The organism is Azospirillum mesophilum (assembly GCF_053470405.2).
The window spans coordinates 1-19,314 of record NZ_JBPXMQ020000015.1; the positions used below are offsets into that span (position 1 = coordinate 1).

At 68.3% G+C, this 19,314-nt stretch carries 17 protein-coding genes and 2 tRNA genes; 8 read left to right on the forward strand and 11 right to left on the reverse strand.

Features of this window, described 5'->3' with window-relative positions; translation table 11 throughout:
• Nucleotides 1-287: 287 nt before the first annotated feature.
• Entirely contained in the window at nt 288-1,637 is a 1,350-nt protein-coding gene (locus tag ACSVC7_RS15810) for a YihY family inner membrane protein (RefSeq protein WP_448203059.1), read from the reverse strand.
• Nucleotides 1,638-1,728: 91 nt separating this feature from the next.
• Between ACSVC7_RS15810 and fabI the strand changes: the two genes are divergently transcribed.
• The 4 genes from fabI (at nt 1,729) to ACSVC7_RS15830 (ending at nt 6,450) form a co-directional block, all read left to right on the forward strand.
• Nucleotides 1,729-2,577, forward strand: coding sequence for an enoyl-ACP reductase FabI (gene fabI, locus ACSVC7_RS15815; RefSeq protein ID WP_448203060.1), 849 nt, complete (start codon nt 1,729-1,731; stop codon nt 2,575-2,577).
• 154 nt (nt 2,578-2,731) lie between these two features.
• Nucleotides 2,732-3,895 carry a hypothetical protein gene (locus ACSVC7_RS15820; protein ID WP_448203061.1) on the forward strand — a complete coding sequence of 388 codons (1,164 nt, stop codon included), beginning with the start codon at nt 2,732-2,734 and terminating at the stop codon, nt 3,893-3,895.
• 24 nt (nt 3,896-3,919) lie between these two features.
• Nucleotides 3,920-4,174, forward strand: coding sequence for a hypothetical protein (locus tag ACSVC7_RS15825; RefSeq protein WP_448203062.1), 255 nt, complete (start codon nt 3,920-3,922; stop codon nt 4,172-4,174).
• A 203-nt stretch (nt 4,175-4,377) separates the two neighbouring features.
• Nucleotides 4,378-6,450 carry a YjbH domain-containing protein gene (locus tag ACSVC7_RS15830; RefSeq protein ID WP_448203063.1) on the forward strand — a complete coding sequence of 691 codons (2,073 nt, stop codon included), beginning with the start codon at nt 4,378-4,380 and terminating at the stop codon, nt 6,448-6,450.
• A gap of 11 nt (nt 6,451-6,461) precedes the next feature.
• On the opposite strand, the gene ACSVC7_RS15835 is transcribed toward ACSVC7_RS15830, so the two are convergent.
• Nucleotides 6,462-7,124: a hypothetical protein gene (locus tag ACSVC7_RS15835; protein ID WP_448203064.1), complete on the reverse strand. Its 663-nt coding sequence runs from the start codon at nt 7,122-7,124 to the stop codon at nt 6,462-6,464.
• 326 nt (nt 7,125-7,450) lie between these two features.
• Between ACSVC7_RS15835 and ACSVC7_RS15840 the strand changes: the two genes are divergently transcribed.
• Nucleotides 7,451-7,615, forward strand: coding sequence for a DUF1328 domain-containing protein (locus ACSVC7_RS15840; protein ID WP_209765735.1), 165 nt, complete (start codon nt 7,451-7,453; stop codon nt 7,613-7,615).
• A gap of 202 nt (nt 7,616-7,817) precedes the next feature.
• On the opposite strand, the gene ACSVC7_RS15845 is transcribed toward ACSVC7_RS15840, so the two are convergent.
• Complete coding sequence (locus ACSVC7_RS15845) at nt 7,818-8,507, reverse strand: sigma-70 family RNA polymerase sigma factor (protein WP_448203065.1); 690 nt, start codon at nt 8,505-8,507, stop codon at nt 7,818-7,820.
• 633 nt (nt 8,508-9,140) lie between these two features.
• On the opposite strand from ACSVC7_RS15845, the gene ACSVC7_RS15850 reads away from it, so the two are divergent.
• The gene (locus tag ACSVC7_RS15850) at nt 9,141-10,049 is read left to right on the forward strand and encodes a transglycosylase SLT domain-containing protein (protein ID WP_448203066.1); all 909 of its coding nucleotides are present in this window, start codon (nt 9,141-9,143) and stop codon (nt 10,047-10,049) included.
• Nucleotides 10,050-10,115: 66 nt separating this feature from the next.
• Here ACSVC7_RS15850 and ACSVC7_RS15855 read toward each other — a convergent pair.
• The 4 genes from ACSVC7_RS15855 to ACSVC7_RS15870 all read right to left on the reverse strand — a co-directional run bounded on the left by ACSVC7_RS15855 (nt 10,116) and on the right by ACSVC7_RS15870 (nt 11,744).
• A tRNA-Glu gene (locus tag ACSVC7_RS15855) sits at nt 10,116-10,191 on the reverse strand.
• Between the two features lie 43 nt (nt 10,192-10,234).
• Nucleotides 10,235-10,310: transfer RNA gene (locus ACSVC7_RS15860), tRNA-Glu, on the reverse strand.
• 70 nt (nt 10,311-10,380) lie between these two features.
• The gene (locus tag ACSVC7_RS15865) at nt 10,381-11,418 is read right to left on the reverse strand and encodes a threonine aldolase family protein (RefSeq protein ID WP_448203067.1); all 1,038 of its coding nucleotides are present in this window, start codon (nt 11,416-11,418) and stop codon (nt 10,381-10,383) included.
• Nucleotides 11,415-11,744, reverse strand: a complete 330-nt coding sequence (locus ACSVC7_RS15870; protein ID WP_448203068.1) for a hypothetical protein — start codon at nt 11,742-11,744, stop codon at nt 11,415-11,417. Before ACSVC7_RS15870 ends, ACSVC7_RS15865 begins: the two co-directional genes overlap by 4 nt.
• Nucleotides 11,745-11,791: 47 nt before the next feature.
• Here ACSVC7_RS15870 and ACSVC7_RS15875 point away from each other — a divergent pair, with 47 nt between their 5' ends.
• Both ACSVC7_RS15875 and rpoH read left to right on the forward strand, forming a co-directional pair.
• Nucleotides 11,792-12,826 carry an RluA family pseudouridine synthase gene (locus tag ACSVC7_RS15875; protein WP_448203069.1) on the forward strand — a complete coding sequence of 345 codons (1,035 nt, stop codon included), beginning with the start codon at nt 11,792-11,794 and terminating at the stop codon, nt 12,824-12,826.
• 157 nt (nt 12,827-12,983) lie between these two features.
• Nucleotides 12,984-13,868: an RNA polymerase sigma factor RpoH gene (gene rpoH, locus ACSVC7_RS15880; protein ID WP_448203070.1), complete on the forward strand. Its 885-nt coding sequence runs from the start codon at nt 12,984-12,986 to the stop codon at nt 13,866-13,868.
• Between the two features lie 51 nt (nt 13,869-13,919).
• On the opposite strand, the gene ACSVC7_RS15885 is transcribed toward rpoH, so the two are convergent.
• The 4 genes from ACSVC7_RS15885 to ACSVC7_RS15900 all read right to left on the reverse strand — a co-directional run bounded on the left by ACSVC7_RS15885 (nt 13,920) and on the right by ACSVC7_RS15900 (nt 19,143).
• Entirely contained in the window at nt 13,920-14,417 is a 498-nt protein-coding gene (locus ACSVC7_RS15885; protein ID WP_448203071.1) for a hypothetical protein, read from the reverse strand.
• An 18-nt stretch (nt 14,418-14,435) separates the two neighbouring features.
• Nucleotides 14,436-16,475 (reverse strand): protein kinase family protein, encoded by a 2,040-nt coding sequence (locus ACSVC7_RS15890; RefSeq protein ID WP_448203072.1) that lies wholly within the window; start codon nt 16,473-16,475, stop codon nt 14,436-14,438.
• 139 nt (nt 16,476-16,614) lie between these two features.
• The gene (locus ACSVC7_RS15895) at nt 16,615-17,907 is read right to left on the reverse strand and encodes an adenylosuccinate synthase (RefSeq protein ID WP_448203073.1); all 1,293 of its coding nucleotides are present in this window, start codon (nt 17,905-17,907) and stop codon (nt 16,615-16,617) included.
• A gap of 75 nt (nt 17,908-17,982) precedes the next feature.
• Nucleotides 17,983-19,143 carry an ATP phosphoribosyltransferase regulatory subunit gene (locus ACSVC7_RS15900; RefSeq protein WP_448203176.1) on the reverse strand — a complete coding sequence of 387 codons (1,161 nt, stop codon included), beginning with the start codon at nt 19,141-19,143 and terminating at the stop codon, nt 17,983-17,985.
• Nucleotides 19,144-19,314: the final 171 nt, after the last annotated feature.

Sequence of the window (19,314 nt, forward strand, 5' to 3'; positions counted from 1 at the left end):
TCACTTATGTGCGAAGCCTTCTGGATCCCCGCCTTCGCGGGGATGACGATGGAAAGGTGGTCGTTCTTAAAGTCAGCGCCTATGCGCGAAGGCGGGGATCCAGACGCCCGTCTGGGCGTCATATGAGTCAGTCCTTGACTCATATCGCCGCTGAAAGCGGCTCATGCTGGATTCCCGCCTCTCGCGCTGGCGAAGCCAGCGCTGACGGCGTCAGGCGGATTGAAAATCCGCTGAGAGCCTTCGCGGGAATGACGGAAAAGTTGCAAGCAGGGTTCAGAAATGCCCCCTCACCGCCTCCCCGCGCGGAACGGCACGGCGGGCACGCCCTCCCCCTTCGGCGCGTCGGCCGTCAGCGGCGTGTCGGACAGCAGGTCCTTGATCTGCACGCCCAGCATGTCCTCCTGGCTCTTCTCCGCCTGTTCGAGAAGCTGGGCGGTGCGCTCCTGCCAGGGCAGTTCCAACCCGCCAAGCCCGCGCACGGAGCCGCGCAAGCCGATCCCCAGCGCCTTCATCAGGTCGAACAGCGTCGATTCGCCGAGGTCGCGCGTGACCACCCAGGCGTCGCGGGTGGTGTGGGCGACCCAGTGGGCGTCGCGCAGCTGCTCCAGGATGCCGTCGATCAGCACGGTCCCGACCGGCACCCGGCCGACCAGAGTCCGCCGGCGCAGGCCCACGCCCAGGCGGCTGGCGTCCATCAGCTCGTGCAACACGGCCAGCGCCAGCCCCAGCCGCTGGGCGGGAAGCAGCCCCTCCGGCCCGCCGCGCGTGATCTTGCCGGCCCGCCATTCGGGCAGTGAGGCGGTGACGACCGCGCCGAACAGCACCGTGGACCAGGCGATGTACAGCCAGAACAGGAAGATCGGCACCGTCGCCAGCGCGCCGTAGATGGTCTGGTAGGCTGGAAACTCCCGCATGTACCAGGCGAATCCCGCCTTCGACACCTCCAGCAGGACCGAGGCGACCGCCCCGCCGCAGGCGGCGTCCAACCAGTAAACCTCCCGATTCGGGATGATGATGTACAGAAGCGTGCAGCCGATCAGTTGCAGCAGGAACGGCAGCACCGCGCCGATGCCCACCAGCGGGTCGGCGTAGGATTCCAAATGGGCGAACTGCAGCACCGTCCACAGCGTGCTGGACAGCGACAGGCTGGCGCCGGCGAACAGCGGGCTCAGCGACACCACCGCCCAGAAGGACAGGATGCGCGTGACGTAGGAGCGCGGCTCCCGCACCCGCCAGACGGTGGCGAACGACCCCTCGATCGTCCAGATCAGCAGCACCGACGAGAAGGCCAGCCCGATGATCCCGAACACCGGCATCTGGCCGGCGTTGGCCATGAAGGCCGCCAGATATTGCAGGATGGCGTCGCTGTTCTCCGGCACCAGATTCTTGAACAGCAGCGTCTGGATGCGCGACTGCAGGGCGTTGAAAGCCGGGAAGGCCGAGAAGATGGCGAAGCCGATGGTCATCAGCGGCACCAGCGCCAGCAGCGACGTGTAGGTCAGCGACGCCGCCGTCTGGAAGCAGTTGTCGTTGTAGAAGCGCATCGCGGAGTAGGCGATGAACCCGCCCACCTCGCGCAGGCGGCCCGGCGGCCCCTTGCGGGGCGTTCCCTGGGGGGATCGTTCAGGTTCGATCATGCGCGACCTCCCGCCCTGGTTTGACCGGCCCGGGCTTTCGTGTAGGATGCGGCCAACTTTTCAAAGCATACTCTTGATTAACGAGGTACGGATGTCCAACCCGAAGCCGCTCATGGACGGCAAGCGCGGCCTGATCATGGGCGTGGCGAACGACCGTTCGATCGCCTGGGGAATTGCCTCCACGCTGGCGCAGCACGGCGCCGAGCTGGCCTTCACCTACCAGGGCGACGCCCTGCTGAAGCGCGTGAAGCCGCTGGCCGAGCAGGTCAAGGCGCCCATCGTCGTTCCCTGCGACGTGACGGACGAGGCCAGCATCGACGCGACCTTCGCCGCCATCGAGAAGGAGTGGGGCTCGCTGGACTTCGTGGTTCATGCGATCGCCTTTTCCGACAAGAGCGAGTTGGACGGTCTCTACCTCAACACGACGCGGAGCAACTTCCTCCGCACGATGGACATTTCCTGCTACTCCTTCACCGCGGTGGCGCAGCGCGCCGTGCCGCTGATGAAGAACGGCGGCAGCCTCGTCACCCTGTCCTATTATGGTGCGGAGCGCGTGATGCCGCACTACAACGTGATGGGCGTGGCCAAGGCGGCGCTGGAGGCCAGCGTGCGCTACCTCGCCGTCGATCTGGGCGGGCAGGACATCCGCGTCAACGCCATCTCCGCCGGCCCGATCAAGACGCTGGCGGCCAGCGGCATCGGCGACTTCCGCTACATCCTGAAGTGGAACGAGCTGAACGCCCCGCTGAAGCGCAACGTCACCATCGGCGAGGTCGGCGGCGCCGGCCTGTTCCTGCTGTCCGACCTGGGTGCCGGCGTGACCGGCGAGGTGATGCATGTGGACGCCGGCTACCACACCGTGGGCATGGTGGCGGTGGACGCGGCGGCCGAGGTCGGCCAACTGCTGAACTCGCTGGGCGGCGCGGCCAAGTCCGAGTAACCGCAAGGCCGGGCAATCGCGAAAATGGCGGGCGCGCAACATTCGGTCGGCGCGCCCGCCATTTTTAATCGTTCGTAGGCTGCAAAGCCACTTTTGCTTGTTTCCCGCGCCCGCTATCTTCCGCGCCCGAGCCAGGGTGTGGAGTGAAGTGTCGATGCGAGCGCGGCGGCAGTCGGATTCGGTGTCCCCGATCCTGGAGCAGATCCTGTTCGGCGGCTCCAGCGTGTCGATGAACATGATCGCGCTGACCCGGAAGATTCCCGCGGAGTCGCGCCTGTTCCGCGCCCAGGGGCTGAACAACGCCATCCTGTTCAAATACCCCAATTTCGACGAGCGCACCGACGACTACATCAACCCGATCCTCGATCCGGAGGATGAGGACGAATACGGCGTGCGGCCGGTCGAAACCGGCATCTACATCCCCCACAGCGTGGACAACACCGAAGGTGGCGGCATCGCCATCTACCTGCGGTCGCGCAACGCCGACCTGTTGCTGAACGAGCAGTTCGGCCTGACGGACGACGGCGACAAGGACGCGGCGGCCGACCTGCGGACGCTCGCCCTGATCGACAGCGTCCCCTCGCTGGACCCCTTCCTGCTGAAAGCCTGCTTCGAGGTCGAGAAGGTCAGCGCCGATCCGCGTCACTGGATGATCGAGGACGCGGAGGACCAGCAGATCCGCCGGCTGATCCGCATGCGCATCGAGCCCATCGTCCGCAAGGCCATCGAAGGCGGCAACGCCAACAGCCAGAGCATCGAGCGCTTCCTGGAAGCGATCTGGAACCCCGACCTGGAGGAAGCCGGCCTGTTCGTCTCCGCCTTCGGCATCGAACGCGGCGAGGCCGATTCCATCTTCAGCGCCTGGAAGGGCACGACCTTCTATGAATACCAGCTCCGCCGCATCGCGCCGCGGGCGCGGATCGTCCTGAACTGGCTGAAGTCGAAGGATTGCCTGCCGGTCGACATCCGCATGCACAAGCCCTACGAGACTCAACTGCTGATGCATGTCGAGAAGGTGGGCAAGGCGTTGGAAACCACGCTGATGGACATCCGGAAGATCCTGGCCGACTACGAAGCCAGCTTCACCGCCTTCATGGCCGGCGAACCGGAGCCCTTCCGCGACTATCTGCGCAAGATCCGCACCCATTACTGGCTGCTGGGCTATTGCGTGTCGGCCCTGACCAGCGTCGCGCATCTGGACGCCCGCTGCATGCGCAACAACCCGTCGCGCAAGCTCTATTTCGAGATGATGCACAAGCTGCTGCGCCAGTTCGACGTGGCGCTCGACCGCCGCCGCGAACAGAAGGGTGCGTTCTGACGGGAAGCATCAGGGCCATCGCATATGGAGAAGACGTTCCTCTTCTATGACACTCGTCATCCCCGCGAAGGCGGGGATCCAGAAAACTTCGCACATAAGCGGCTGAAAAGGCTGGATCCCCGCCTTCGCGGGGATGACGGTGATCCTATGAATGGAAATCAGTCTCCAAGTGCCATGGCCCTGCGGGAAGCATTGCGCGTTCTTGCTTCGTTTCCACGCATCCGCTACGCTCAAACCATCAACGGCGGATTTGCGCCCGAAGAGCACAACGCCGATTGATACGCACACACATCGTTGTGCAGAGGCTGCAAATCGGCCCAACGCCGCCCAACGCAGGAGCGTGGTTACTCCTCGCCCGTCCCCAGCGGGAGAGGGAGGGGATGGGAGAGGGCTTAAGTGCGCCTTTGCGGACAATCCGGTTGCATTCATACGCATGACAGTGCCATGGATCGGAACCCCGTCCCGATCACCACCACCATGGCGTGAAGACACCGGCCGCCGCCTTAGCCCTGCTGTTGAGCACCGTCACCGCGCGGGCGGAGGGGCTTGCGCCCACTCTGTCGGATTGGGGGACGGCCGGGCTGCTGCAAACCCCCACCGCGCGCGCGCTGCCGGACGGAACGGTCACCGGCACCTTCACCCTGCTGGGCGACCTGCACCGGCACATCGCCGTCGGCGCGCAGCTTCTTCCCAACCTTGAGGTCACCCTGCGCAACACGCTGTACCCGAACTGGTACGGCATCAGCGACCCCGGCGTGGACGCGAAGCTCCGTCTGCTGCGGGAGGGGGAGTGGTGGCCGGCGCTGGCGGTCGGCGGGCGGGACGTGACGGGGTCCGGCTTCGACCTGCCCGGCAAGGGCCGCTTTGCCGGGGAGTATCTGGTCGCCTCCCGCCGCTGGTGGAACCTGGACCTGAGCCTGGGGCTCGGCTGGGGCGGGCTTGGCGACTATGGGCATTTCAAGAACCCGCTGCGCTTCCTTGGCGGGCGGTTCCAGCGCGACCGCGACCCGACGCAGCCCGGCGCGCGCGGCCCGCGGGCATGGTTCACCGGCGACCGCACGGCGCTGTTCGGCGGGGTGGAGTGGCACTCCCCCGTGGAAGGTCTGAGCGTCAAGCTGGAGTACAGCGGCGACAGCTTCCGCGCCCAGCAGCAGGAAGACCCGCTGTTCCAGCCCGGCCTGCCCGTCAACGCCGGCTTGGCCTACCGCCCCCTGCCCTGGGTGGAACTCGGCGCCGGCGTCGAGCAAGGCAAGCGCGCCATGCTGCGCCTGACCGCCCGCTTCGACCCTGGCGAGAAGAGCGAAGAGACGGCCACCACGCCGCCGCCCGCCGTCGGCCCGCGCCCGCCCCGCGAAAGCGCCCTCCCCGCCGAGGACGTCGCCACCCTGGCCCGCGCCCACGGCCTGCCGGCCCGCTCCGCGCTGGTGGCCGGCGACCGCGCCGCCCTGTGGCTCGACCCGGCGGGCACCGGCACCATGCCGCTGGCGCAGGAGGCCGGGCGCGCCGCCCGCCTGCTGGCCGATGCGGTTCCGGCGGAGGTGGAGCAACTGACCATCGCCACCGGCAACGCCGGGCTGGAGGGCGCGGCCGTCACCCTGCTCCGCCGCGACGTTGAGCGCGCCGCCAACAAGCGCGGCAGCGCGGAAGAGATCTGGCACACCGCCCAGGTCGCTCCCACCGCCGGCCCCGCGCCCGACTGGCCCATGCGGTGGAGCCTCACGCTGCACCCCACCGCCGAGATCAGCCTGTTCGAGCAGGGCGCCCCCTTCGTCCAGCGCACCTTCACCGACGCGGTGCTGATGACGGAGCCGGCCCGCGGCCTCGTCCTCGGCACGGGGCTGCGCGCCAACCTGTCGGGCAACCTCAGCCTGCTGGACACCAACGCGGTCCCGGCGGAGCAGCCCGTGCGCAGCGACCTGCCGCTCTACGCGGCCCAGCGTCTTGAACTGGAGCATCTCTACGCCGCGTGGCTCGCCAACCCCGCGCCGGGCTGGGCCACGCGGCTGTCCATCGGCCAATTCGAAGAAATGTTCGGCGGCATCGGCGGCGAAGCGCTCTATCACCCGCTGGAGGCGCGCTGGGCCGCCGGGCTGGACCTGAACCGGGTGTGGAAGCGCCCGCCCGGCGATCCGCTCCGCCTCGCCCCCGACAGCGGACGGACGACCGGCCACGCGAGCCTCTATTGGGAGGCGCCCGGTGCGGCGACCACGACGGCGCTGCGCGTGGGGCGGTATCTCGGCGGGGATTGGGGCGGGACGCTGGAACTGATGCGCGCCTTCGACGGCGGCGTCCGCCTGTCCGCCCACCTGACCTGGACCGAAGGGCCGGACGGCGGGCAGAGCCGCTTCGGCGGGCGGCTGGAACAAGGACTGTCGCTGGTGGTGCCCTTCGGGCCGTCGGGCTCGATCCCGGTCGGGGGAACCACCGACGTGACGGTGGGCACGCTGGGCCGCGACGCGGGGCAACGGCTGCGCCAGCCGTTGCCCCTGTACGAGACCACGGTGCCGGCGGGCTTCGGCCGCCTCGCCGGCACATGGTCACACCTGATGGACTGACCGTCCCCGCCTCAGCGAACGGAGGCGATGGTGCCGGTGCGCGGGTCAAGCTCCACCGTGGTCCAGCGGCCGTTCTGGTCCTGGGCCTCGGCCACATAGTTCTGGCCCTGCTTGCGGAAGTCGCGCACGGACGTGAAGCCCGCCGCGCTGAAGTAGTTCAGCAGGGAGGTCTGCATCAGTTCGGTGCGGTTCTGGCCACGCCCGGCGCGCTGCGCCACGTTCGGATCGACGTTCATCAGGACTTGGCGGTTGTCGGTCGAGCCCATGCCGCCCGTGGAGCCCATGGTGCCCGTGGAACCCATGGTCCCCGTGGAGCCATAGCTCCCGGTCGAACCGTAGGTGCCGGCCGAGCCGGTCGAGCCGTAGGCCCCGCTGCTGCCCATGGTGCTTCCCATGCTGCTGCCGCTGGTGCCGGCGCGCGACCCCGGGCTGTTCCAGGTCTGCGAAGCGCCGGAGCGGTTGTTGTCCCACGGATCGGGCTGCTCCGCCGGCAGGCTGCGGACCGCCGGGCTGGTGGTCGGCAGACCCGACGGGCTCGACCGCTCGTAGCCGGAGCGGGAGGCGTCGTTCTGGTAGGTGTTGTTCTGGTAGGTGTTGCCGTAGGTCTGGGCCATCGCCGCAGGCGCGGCCGCCAGGGTGGCGGCCAGCACGGCCAGGGAAAGCTTCGCGTTCATCGTTTTCCTCTCCTCACGGATCGAGCGCCGTCGCCGGGGGCATCCGGCGCAGCGCTCCGCACCCGCACCTTCCCGATGCGGGCTCTCGCCCCGACAACAGCGCCCGGCCCCGTCTTGTTGCGGTCAAGTCTGCGGTGCCGGAGAGGGCGCTATCCGTTTGGAACAAGGGCTACCCAAGAAAAGTCCTTTACGGACGCACCGTCCGGGAACCTTCCGCTCCAGACAGTGTTCTGGACAGTACAAATCGCTCTTCACAGAGTGGCCGTTCTTCAGACTGCGCGTCGGACGAGCTGTCATGCGCTTCGGGCCGAGCGAGGGAGGGTAGGATGCTCTATTGGGCACTGGTTTTCTTCGTCATCGCGCTGGTCGCCGGCGCTCTCGGTTTCGGCGGGATTGCGTCGGCCTCATCCGGCATTGCGCAAATCCTGTTCTTCCTGTTCCTGGTCTTGTTTGCCGCGAGCTTGATTCTGGGCCTGGTGCGGCGCCGCTAGACCCAGCACCCGGCCTTCACGGGAAGGCCGGGTGATTTTCCCCCGCATGGCGCCCGCGTCCGGCCCGCCTTTTCTCTACGGGCCGGACGCGCGAGTACCCCAAGCCTCTCGATGTTAGCCTCGCACCTGCCGGCAACGCTCCCCCCCCGAGCGTTGCCGGCTTCTTGTGTGCGCCCGGCAAAAAAGAAAGGGGAAAAGGGGCTCAGTCCTCGTCGTCCGAGCCCGGGGTGCGGCCTTCCATCAGCTGGCGGAGCGCCCTCCGCCCGCGCGACAGGCGGGACTTCACCGTGCCGATGGAAATGCCGAGGATGTCCGCCGCCTCGCCGTAGGAGATTCCCTCCAGCCCGATCAGCAGCACCACCTCGCGCTGCTCCGTCGGCAGCATGCCCAGGGCGCGTTTCAGGTCGCGCAGTTCCAGCCGCACGAACTGGCCGCCATGCGCGGCCCCGATGCTGGCCTGCGCTTCCCCGTCGATGTCGACCACGGTCTGACGCCGGCGGATGCCGTTGATGTGCAGGTTGCGCAGAATCGTGAAGAGCCAGGCGCGCAGGTTGCTTCCCGGCCGCCACAGATGCAGGCGGGACAGGGCGCGTTCCAGGCATTCCTGGACGAGGTCGTCGGCCAGCGTCGCATCGCGCACCATGGCGCGGGCGAAGCGGCGCAAGCGGGGAATTTCCGCCTCGATCTGGGCGATGACCGCAGGATCGGGCGGCACCGGTGGAGCGCCGGAAACCTCCGCGTCGACCTCCGCGCCATCTTCGGCCTCGGCCTCGGCGTCCAGCTCGCCGTCGTCCACGCGCGAACCGTCATCGACGGGGTCGAGCGCAACGGGATCGAGCGGCGCGGGGTCGCACGCCGGATGGCGCAAGGAACTCGCGACGTGGTTCGCCATCGGTGGAACGCTGCCTCCCTAAGTACCGAAAGCCTCAAGCGCACCAGAAACGCTGGAAGCATCAGGCCGGCCCCCGTTCTGCGCCGTTTGCGCCCGGAGAATCACCGGATTTCCCAAAGACAATCGCTGGCCCTTGAGTACGTAATGACCGAACGGACGGGCTGCCAGTTGGGAAAAAGGCTAGGCACTCACACAATTTGGCGAGATTACCTCTTACATGCCACGCATTGCCCAAACGGGACCGGAACTTTTACTGGCGAGAAGCGTATTCATCCCGCACATTCGGGAGGTAGCATGACTTTTCCAAAAAGAAAAAGACCGACTGGCGTCGGCCAGCCGGTCTCCAATGCTTTTTGCGGGAGTGCAAGGCGTATCGCCCGCGATGAACCGTGGTATTCACCCCTCCCTGAGGCCGCCGACAGCGGTTCTTCATTATCCTTTCGTAGGCGTTTCCGTCCCGTAGCAGTGTTTTTGTTTCTTTCGGCGCTGCGTTCCCGCCTGCAAAAGACATTACCCGTTTGCACCTTCGCCGAACATTCCGACCTTGGCAGTAGCGGCGCACGCATCCCGCATACACCCAAAGACCGAAGGCTTTCCCCAAATGGGGAAGAGCGCGCCCGATGGTGTGGGCTTGTGGTCGCGGCGCTGCTGGCCGGCGCCCCCACGGCGGCGTTGGCCGGCGCGGATGGAGGCACGATCCGCGCGCTGGAGGCCCTGGCGACCAAGGGCAGCGCCCGCGCCCAGTATGAGTTGGGTCTGCGCTACGAGGTCGGCAAAGGCGTGAACCGCGACGAGCGTCTGGCCCTGTCGCTCTACTGCCGCGCGGCGCGGCAGGATTACGCCGAGGCAGCCTACCGCGCCGGGCGCATGCACATGGCCGGCAAGGGCACCGTGACGCGCGACGAGGAGCTTGGCCGCGCCTGGCTGCGGCGGGCTGCGGCGCTCGGCCATGAGGACTCGCAGGAGGCCGTGAAGGCGTCCGCCGGCAAGGGCAAGGCCCCCGACCGCTGCGAACCGCCGAGCATCCGCTGGGGCGTGATCCGCATGCCGCCCAAGGAAATCCGCAGCATGGTCACCAAGATGGCCCCCACCTACGGGCTCGACCCCGATCTGGTGCTGGCGGTCATCGCGGTGGAATCGGGCTACCGCGTGGATGTGGTGTCGGACAAGAACGCCATGGGGCTGATGCAGCTGATCCCCGAGACGGCGGAACGGTTCGGCGTGACCAAGCCCTTCGACCCGGAACAGAACCTGCGCGGCGGCATGAAGTACCTGCGCTGGCTTCTGGCCTACTTCGACGGGAACGTTCCGCTGGCCCTGGCCGGCTACAACGCGGGCGAAGGTGCCGTCCTGCAATACAAGGGCATCCCGCCCTACCGCGAGACGCAGGACTATGTGGAAAAGGTGCAGAGCGTCTACCCGCGCCGCCACCACCCCCACGACCCGAACGTCGTCCGCTCCGCCGGCCTCGTCACCGCGAAGCAGGAGGAAGTCGCCGAGTTGAGCAGTTCACCCCGGTCGCGCGCGACGGCGAAACGATAAGAGAAAACAGCCCCAAACGACGACGGCCCGCCAAGTTGGCGGGCCGTTGCTCGTTGTGCCGGAGGATGGCGTCCCCTAGGGGATTCGAACCCCTGTTACCGCCGTGAGAGGGCGATGTCCTAGGCCTCTAGACGAAGGGGACCTTCATCGGGCGCCGCGCTGTCTGTATCAGCCATCCTTGCGAATGGCGTCCCCTAGGGGATTCGAACCCCTGTTACCGCCGTGAGAGGGCGATGTCCTAGGCCTCTAGACGAAGGGGACAGTTCATTCGTCGTCTGACGACAGCGCGTCGTCGGCGTGGGCGGGTTTGTAGCGAACCAGCCGTTCGCGATCAAGCTTTTTCTGACAGCTTTTTTGCGATTTCCAGAAAGCCGTCCACGGCGGCCTGCGGCGTGTCGAAGGCGGTGACCAGACGCAGCAGCGTGCCGTCCCAGCGGTAGAAGCGGAAGCCCGCCGCTTCCAGCCCGTCCGCCACGGCGGCGGGCAGGCGCACGAAGATCTCGTTGGCCTCCACAGGGTGGGCCAGTTCCGCCCCTGGCAGGGCGGCAAGGCCCTGCGCCAGACGATCAGCCATCGTGTTGGCGTGGCGGGCCAGCCGCAGCCACAGGTCGTCCGCCAGCCACGCGTCGAGCTGCGCCGACAGGAAGCGCATCTTGGAGACGAGGTGCGCGCCGCGCTTGCGCAGGAAGCCGAAATCCTCGGCCAGCGCGGGGTTGAAGAAGACCACCGCCTCCGCCGCAAGGCAGCCGCCCTTGGTGCCGCCCAGCGCCAGCACGTCCACGCCGACCTTCCAGGTTACGTCCGCCGGCGCGCAGCCCAGCCGGGCGATGGCGTTGGCGAAGCGGGCGCCGTCCATATGCACCGCCATGCCGTGGTCGTGCGCCACGTCGACCAGGGCCGCGACCTCCTCCGGACGGTAGACCGTGCCGGCCTCGGTCGCCTGGGTCAGGCTGAGCGCCGCGGGCTGGACCCGGTGCACCACGCCGATGCCGGCCCGGCCCAGCGCCGCCGACAGGGCATCGGGCGACAGCTTGCCGCCCTCCCCCGCCAGCCCCACGAGCTTGGCACCGTCCGTGAAGTTTTCCGGCGCGCCGCACTCGTCGGTGTTGATGTGGCTGTCCTCGTGGCAGTAGACCGCCCCGTAGGACGGCACCAGCGCCGACAGGGCCAGCGCGTTGGCGGCCGTGCCGGTGGCGACCGGGAAGACCGCGACCTCCGTCTCGAAGGTCGCCGACAGGCGCTGCGTGACGCTGGCGGTCAGCGCGTCGTCGCCGTAGGGGTTGGCGGAGCCGATGGAGGCGGCGGCCAAGGCGTTGATGATCTCCGGCGCGGCGCCGGCCACGTTGTCGCTGCGGAAGTCGTAGCTCATCGCGCGGACGCTGCCTTTCCGGTGGTGACGGTGGTGGTGATGGCGCCGTTGCGCGGGTCCATGACGTAGAGGCGGTCAGCGCCGTCCGGCACGGTGACGCGGAACAGGACGCGGTTGCCGACCGGCACCGGGTCGCTCATGCGCGCACCCGCCGGCAGGTCGAGCCCGACCTCCTCCGCCTTCGCCGCGGGGACGACGCGTTCGGCGTCGGCGGCGGCGCGGCGTTCGGGGTCGTTCATGCGCTTGTAGAGTTCCGCGCCGATCACGGCGAAGCCAACGATGATCAACACGCCCATGATGACGATGAGTGCCTTGAGGAACTTCACGGTTTGGGGTCCACTCTCGCGCGGATGTTAAGGAGTTTGGCCGAACGATGCCCGAGCGCACCGAGATCAGCAACAACGACACGGGCAACAACGACGCGGGCGCGGATGGTCCGCTCGCCTACGAGGTCCCGGCCGACTGCGCCGGGGACCGGCTCGACAAGGTTCTGGCGGCGGGGCTGCCCGGCCTGTCGCGCTCGCGCGTCCAGGCGCTTCTGGAGCAGGGATGCGTGCGCGAGGGCGGGCGGACGATAACGGACCCCTCCCTGCGGGTCAAACCCGGCCAAACTTTCGACGTTTTCATCCCCGAAGCTGAACCTGCGCAACCCGAAGCCCAGGACATCCCCCTGGACGTGGTCTACGAGGACGAGGACGTTCTGGTGATCGACAAGCCCGCCGGTCTGGTGGTCCACCCCGCCGCCGGCAACCCGGACAACACGCTGGTGAACGCGCTGCTCGCCCATTGCGGCGACAGCCTGTCGGGCATCGGCGGCGTGAAGCGGCCGGGCATCGTGCACCGACTCGACAAGGACACCAGCGGCCTGATGGTGGTCGCCAAGAACGACCGCGCGCACCACGCGCTGACGGAGCAGTTCTCCGGCCGGTCGCTCAGCCGGACCTATCTGGCGCTCGTCTGGGGCGTCCCCTCGCCCAAAGAGGGCCGAATCGAGGGCAACATCGGCCGCAGCACCGCCGACCGCAAGAAGATGGCCGTGGTGAGCAACGGCGGGAAGCACGCCGCCACCCGCTACCGCGTGGTGAAGGCCTTCGGCACCGCCCTGGCGCTGGTCGAATGCGTGCTGGAAACCGGGCGCACCCACCAGATCCGCGTGCACATGGCGCATATCGGCCATCCCGTCGTGGGGGATCCCCTTTACGGCAAGGGACGGGCCGGGCGGCCCGGCGGCAAGCACGCCTCGGCCATTCCGGAACCGCATCGCGGCCTGTTTGTTGGCTTTCCACGGCAGGCGCTGCACGCCACGGCGCTGACCTTCGTCCACCCGACGCGCGGCGAGCCCGTGCGCTTCCAGGCCGGCCTGCCCCCGGATATGGAGCGTCTGATCGCTACCTTAGAATCGCTTTAAAAAGACTATACCCATCTACGGAAGTCGGTTATTCTCGCGTTATCGGCCGCCCACGCTCCAGCTTCGGTTCGGGGCTTCGGGCGGAGCGGCACAGCACAGTTGAACGGTCGGGTGCCCGGCAGAAGGCACGAACAACGACCGTCGGAGAGGGCGAAGCATGGCGACACTATCCAGCGTTCCGGTCATCAGTTCCGAAAGCAACCTCTCGCGCTACCTCCAGGAAATCCGCAAGTTTCCGATGCTGGCGGCAGAGGAGGAGTACATGCTGGCCAAGCGCTGGCAGGAGATCGAGGATTCGGAGGCCGCGCACAAGCTGGTCACCAGCCACCTGCGGCTCGTGGCGAAGATCGCCATGGGCTACCGCGGCTACGGCCTGCCCCTGTCGGAACTGATCTCCGAAGGCAATGTCGGCATGATGCAGGCGGTCAAGCGCTTCGACCCCGACCGCGGCTTCCGGCTGGCGACCTACGCCATGTGGTGGATTCGCGCCGCCATCCAGGAATACATCCTGCACAGCTGGTCGCTCGTGAAGATGGGCACCACGGCCGCGCAGAAGAAGCTGTTCTTCAACCTGCGCCGCCTGAAGGGCCAGATGCAGGCCATCGAGGAAGGCGACATGTCGCCCGAGCAGGTGCGCCAGATCGCCACGACCCTTGAGGTGCCGGAGCAGGACGTCGTCAACATGAACCGCCGCCTGAGCGCCCCCGACCATTCGCTGAACGCGCCGCTGCGCGCCGACAGCGAGGGCGAGTGGCAGGACTGGCTGGTGGACGAGACGGCCAACCAGGAAATCTCGCTCGCCGAGAGCGAGGAGCTTGGCAAGCGCCGCAAGCTTCTGGCCCATGCCATGGAAAGCCTGAACGAGCGCGAGCGCCACATCCTGATGGAGCGCCGCCTGCGCGACAACCCGACCACGCTGGAAGACCTCTCGCAGAAATACGGCATCAGCCGCGAGCGCGTCCGCCAGATCGAGGTCCGCGCCTTCGAAAAGCTCCAGAAGGCCATCAAGAACGCCGCCCTGGAGCAGAAGCTGGCGGGGTGAGGCCGTTCAAACCCCTCTCCCGCCGGGGGCGGGAGAGGGGGGTTCTGTCGGTTACGCCCCAAACGGCTCCTCGCCCGGCAGGGGGCCGCCGGATTCGTCGAAGGTTTCGCCGGCCACGTCCGGTCCCCATTCCTGGACCAGGGCGACCTTCGTCTGCTTCAGCGCGTCCACGCGCTTCTCCGCGCGCATCACCTCGAAATTCGCCACCGTCGGCGGGATGCCGTAATAGAGCGCCCAGCCGATGGCCGCCGCCCCGTACATGATCAGCCACGCCACGGGATCGGTGAAGATCTTCCCCGCCGCCATGATCGTGTGGTTGTGCTTCCACAGGTCGATGGCGAAGGGCATGCAGCCGCAGAAGTTCAGACCGCCGACGGTGATCGGCGCGGACTTCTCCGGATCGCGGTCGGTGATGTAGGCGACGATGGTCGGGATCATGCCGACGCCGAACAGGATGGAGGTCGGCAACACCACCAGTCCCGCCGGAATGATCAGCAGGATCAGCGTCAGCATGCTGCCTTTGCGTTTCTTCTTCCCGCCGCGGGCCATGCGCGTCCCCTCCAGCCGTCAAAAGGCGAAGAACAGGATGATGCCGGCGACCAGCAGGGTCGACAGCAGGCTCGACACGATGGCGGCCACCTGGCGCCCGGTCGATTCGATGATGACCTGACGGTCGCCGATCATCTGGCGCAGCTTGTTGATTTCCGTGTCGGCTTCCCGGTAGGCGATCTGGGCTGCCTCGAACTCCAGCTTGTCGTGGCGCAGCGATTCCGGGTCGTCCACGATTTTCAGCAGCTCGCCCAGCCGGCCGTTGTGAGCGGCGGAGTCGGCCTGCTTGCGCACGGCTTCCTGCTGCGGGCGGCTGTGGAAGCGGCGGAAGGCCGGCTCCAGCAGAGCCACCACCCAGGCCGCCAGATGCGACAGCCCGTCCGTGCCGGTGCGGGCCTGCACGTCCGCCAGGATGGTCAGCATGGCGATGGTCCGCCGCAGCGTTTCGACGCTGGAGCCGAGTTGGCCGTACAGCACCTCCTCCGTCCGCTTGTGGCGCACGGCCAGGAAGGCGGCGATGTGGCGGTCGATGGGTTCCTTGTGGCGCTCCCCGCCGGCCCCCACCCAGTCCAGCGCGCGCAGCAGCTCCGCCGGGCTGGTGGGGATCTGCTTGGCGACCAGCGGGCTGATGCAGGGCATGGTCGGGTTCATCTCGTACAGCACCCGCTCCACGCCCAGCCCATGCGGCGTGCGGTCCAGGAAGGCGCGGATCTGGTCGAAGTTCTGCACCATCGGCACGAACTCCGGCTTGAAGTCCGACTGCACGTTGACCCAGAACATGGGAAGCTGGTTGGCCAGCACCTCCGCCACCGGCTGGGGCGATTCGCCGCGCAGGAAGGCGTCGGCGAGCATGGTGCCGATGCCGTCCGGCATCATCGCCTTGCCGCGGTAGCGGAGAGGCGCCGTGGGGTCGAGCGCCATGCAGACGCGCGCCACCAGCCGTTCCGACATGCTGCCGGCCTTGCCGGTCGAGGCGGTCTGAATGGCGTTGCCGACCGCCTCCGCCCGCGCGTCGTCGCCCATGGAGCGGCGCAGCCACTTGTCCAGCTCGCCGCCCTCGATCACCGTGGCGGCGGCGGCCACATGCTTGGAAAAGGCGCGGGCCAGCGTGCGGCAGTGCCAGTATTCCTGCCCCTGGAACTCCAGCGGCCGGGCGGCGCGGCGCGGCACCTGCGGCTGCTTCGGGCTGAGGCGGCGCCCCGCCACCCAGAGGTCGAGGTCCTGGAGGGTCCAGCGCTGCTTGGGATCGTCCACCAGCAGGCCGCGAATCACCTCGTTGATGGCCAGCGGCAGGCGCATCTGGCCGACCAGCGCCGGGTAGGATCCGCGCTCGATCTTCGCCTGGACGATCGCTTCGTCGTCCAGCCCGGCCACCGGGTTGCGGCCCAGCAGCAGGAGCAGCAGCGTCACGCCCAGCGAATAGAGGTCGTCGGCCATCGTGCCGTTGCCGCGCCCGGCGGGCGAGGCCATGGCGCGCTCCACCGTTTCCAGCAGCACCGGCTGGCCGTATCCGGGCGGCGTGGACACGCATTCGCCCAGCATCAGGCTGCCGGTCGCGAGGTCGCGCTGGAACAGGTTGTTCGGCCGGATGGCGCCGTGCACCACGCCGCGGCTCGACAGCTCCTTCAGCGCCGACACCAGCGGATGGACGATCTGGCGGGTCAGGTGGTCTTCGGGAATCGGCTCGGAGGGCTCGTTGAGGCCGCTCATCAGCCGGCGGCCGCCCGGCCGTTCGAAGATCAGGCAATAGCGCCGCCCGTGGTCGGCGGGCCAGTCCACCACGCCCCAGTCGAGCAGGCGCATGTGCACCTGATTGTCCAGGCTGGCGACGGTGGAGGCGATGTCGGTGCGCGGCAGGGTCGCGCCGTGGCAGATGATCGCGTAGGGCTCGGTCCGCTTGTCGCGCAGCGAGCGCGCCGTGAAGGCGTTGCCCCCGACCCCGTTCAGCAGCGGGATCGGCGCGTTGGGCAGAATCTCGTACCGTTCGCCCAGCTTGACCGGTTCGGCGTTCGCCATCATCCGATCCGCGGCGGCGGCGCTCATGGCATCGGATGGCATTGGCTGGCGGTTCCCCGGGACTGCGTGCGTGTGCACGTCCTAGGTGGCGCACAAAGGGCAAACAAACCCTTAACGAGTGGAAAAGGAACCATGAGCCCCTCTCCCGCCGGAAGCGGAAGAGGGGCTGCAAGGGCTTCCGTCAATCCTGGAACGGGTCGTTCATCAGGATGGTGTCGTCGCGCTCGGGGCTGGTGGAGAGCAGCGCCACCGGGGCCTGGATCAGCTCTTCCACATGGCGGACGTACTTCACGGCCTGGGCCGGCAACTCCGCCCAGGAGCGGGCGCCCTGGGTGCTGTCCTTCCAGCCCTCGAAGGTCTCGTAGATCGGCTCCACGCGGGCCTGGGCGCCGGCGTTGGCCGGGAAATAGTCCAGCTCCTGCCCGTCCAGCCGGTAGCCGACGCAGACCTTGATCTCGTCGAAGCCATCCAGCACGTCCAGCTTGGTCATGGCGATGCCGTCGATGCCGCCGGTCTTCACGGCCTGGCGGACCATCACGGCGTCGAACCAGCCGCAGCGGCGCTTGCGCCCGGTGACCACGCCGAACTCCTTGCCGCGCTGGCCGATCAGCTCGCCGATGTCGTCGAACAGCTCGGTCGGGAACGGGCCGGAGCCGACGCGCGTCGTGTAGGCCTTGCAGATGCCCAGCACGTAGCCGACCGCGCGCGGCCCCATGCCGCTGCCGGCCGCCGCGTTGCCCGCCACCGTGTTGGAGGAGGTGACGTACGGGTAGGTGCCGTGGTCGATGTCGAGCATGGAGCCCTGCGCGCCCTCGAACAGGATGCGCTTGCCGGCGCGGCGCAGCTCGTCCAGCGTCTTCCAGACGACGGCGGCGTAGGGCAGCACCTGCGGGGTGATCTCGCGCAGCGGGTCGAGCAGGTCGGCCGGCTTCATCTCCTCCGCACCCAGGCCGCGGAGCAGCAGGTTGTGGTGGGCGAGCAGCGCGTCCACCTTCTCCTTCAGCACGGCCTCGTCGGACAGGTCGCACAGGCGGATGGCGCGGCGGGCCACCTTGTCTTCATAGGCCGGGCCGATGCCGCGGCCGGTGGTGCCGATCTTGCCGGCGCCGCGCGCCTCTTCACGGGCGCGGTCGATGGCGCCGTGCACGGGCAGGATCAGCGGCACGTTCTCGGCGACCTTCAGGGTGGCCGGCGACACGTCCACGCCCTGGCTCTTGATCGCCGTCACCTCGCGGATGAAGGCCCACGGGTCGAAGACGACGCCGTTGCCGATGACCGACAGCTTGCCCGGCCGAACCACGCCCGAAGGCAGCAGGCTCAGCTTGTACGTCACGCCGTTGATCACCAGCGTGTGGCCGGCGTTGTGACCGCCCTGGAAGCGCACCACCACGTCGGCCCGGCTGGACAGCCAGTCGACGATCTTGCCCTTGCCCTCGTCGCCCCACTGGGCGCCGACCACCGCCACGTTGGCCATGTGTGTCTCCGCAGAAAAAGAAATCCGTGCATCGCCCCCTCCGCGCTCGGAGGAGGCAGGAAAAGTCCGTTCAGCCTACTCCAGGGCCTTCACGGCACCGTCGGCCAGACGGTGGCCGCAGTTCAGGCGCCGGGCCTCCGCGTCCGGGTCGGCCGCCGGGGCGAGCCCCGCCACGGTCACCCAGCCCTCGGCGCGCAGCTTGCCCGCCACGGCCCAGGAAGTGCCATGCGGCACATAAACGCGCTTGGCCGCCGCCGGTGCCGGAACGGCGCGCAGCAGCGTGTCCATGTAGAGAGTGAAGCCGGTCGCCGGCTCGCCCTCTTCCGCCTCCTCCGGACGGCCGGCGCGGTAGCGCCCGCCCGCCCCCAGTTCGCCGCGCACGTCGCGCGCGAACAGGGTGAAGCTCAGCCCCGTCTGGTATTCGAAGCCGCGATGCTCGACCAGATCGACGGTGATCGTCAGGTCCGGCCGCGCGGCGCGCAGCAGGCGCAGCGCCTCCGTCAGGCGGCGGCGGTCCTTCTCGGCGTCTTCCGGAAGCGACAGGCCGGCCAGCACCTGCATGGCGCGCTCGGCCGGGCCGGAAGCGCCCATCAGCGTTTGCAGCAGCGCCGCCGCCGGACCGCCGACCGCCGCCACGGCGGCGGCGTCCTTGCGGTCGAGCGCGGCACGCAGGCGGGCCGTCTCCCCCTCGGCAAGGCCGAGGCCGCGGCACACCAGCGGCACCATGGTAGGCACGCAGAGATCGACGGACAGGTGCCGGACCCCCACCCCCTCCAGCGCGTGCGCGGCGAGCAGGATCACCTCGGCGTCCGCCTCGGCCTCCAGCGGGCCGATCAGCTCCACGCCGACCTGGGTGAACTGCCGTTCGGGGCGAAGCTGCGAGCCTTTCACGCGCAGCACCTGCCCCGAATAGCAAAGCCGCAGCGGGCGGGCCTCGTTCTTCAGCCGTGTCGTGGCGATGCGGGCGATCTGCGGCGTGATGTCGGCGCGCACCGCCATCATGCGCTGCGACAGCGGGTCCATCAGGCGGAAGGTCTGCTTCGCCATAGCCGCACCGGAGCCGGACAGCAGGTTCTCCTCGAACTCCACCAGCGGCGGCTTCACGCGCTGGTAGCCGTGCGCGGTGAACTCCGCCAGCAGGCGTTCCACCGCCGCCGCTTCGTGCGCCGCCTCGGGCGGCAGCACGTCGTGCAGGCCGGCGGGCAACAGGGCGGAGCTGATGGTGTCTGCGGGCATGGCCAGCGTCGTCTCGTCGAAAATGGGCAGGCGCACGACCTCGCGGCCATCGGCGCGAGCGTCGGACATACGGAGCGGGTCAATACCCCACACCCCAGTCCCATGCAAACGGAAAAGCCCCGCAGGGGGTGCCCGTCTCCCCTGCGCAAACCACAGCCGCCCGATTATCGG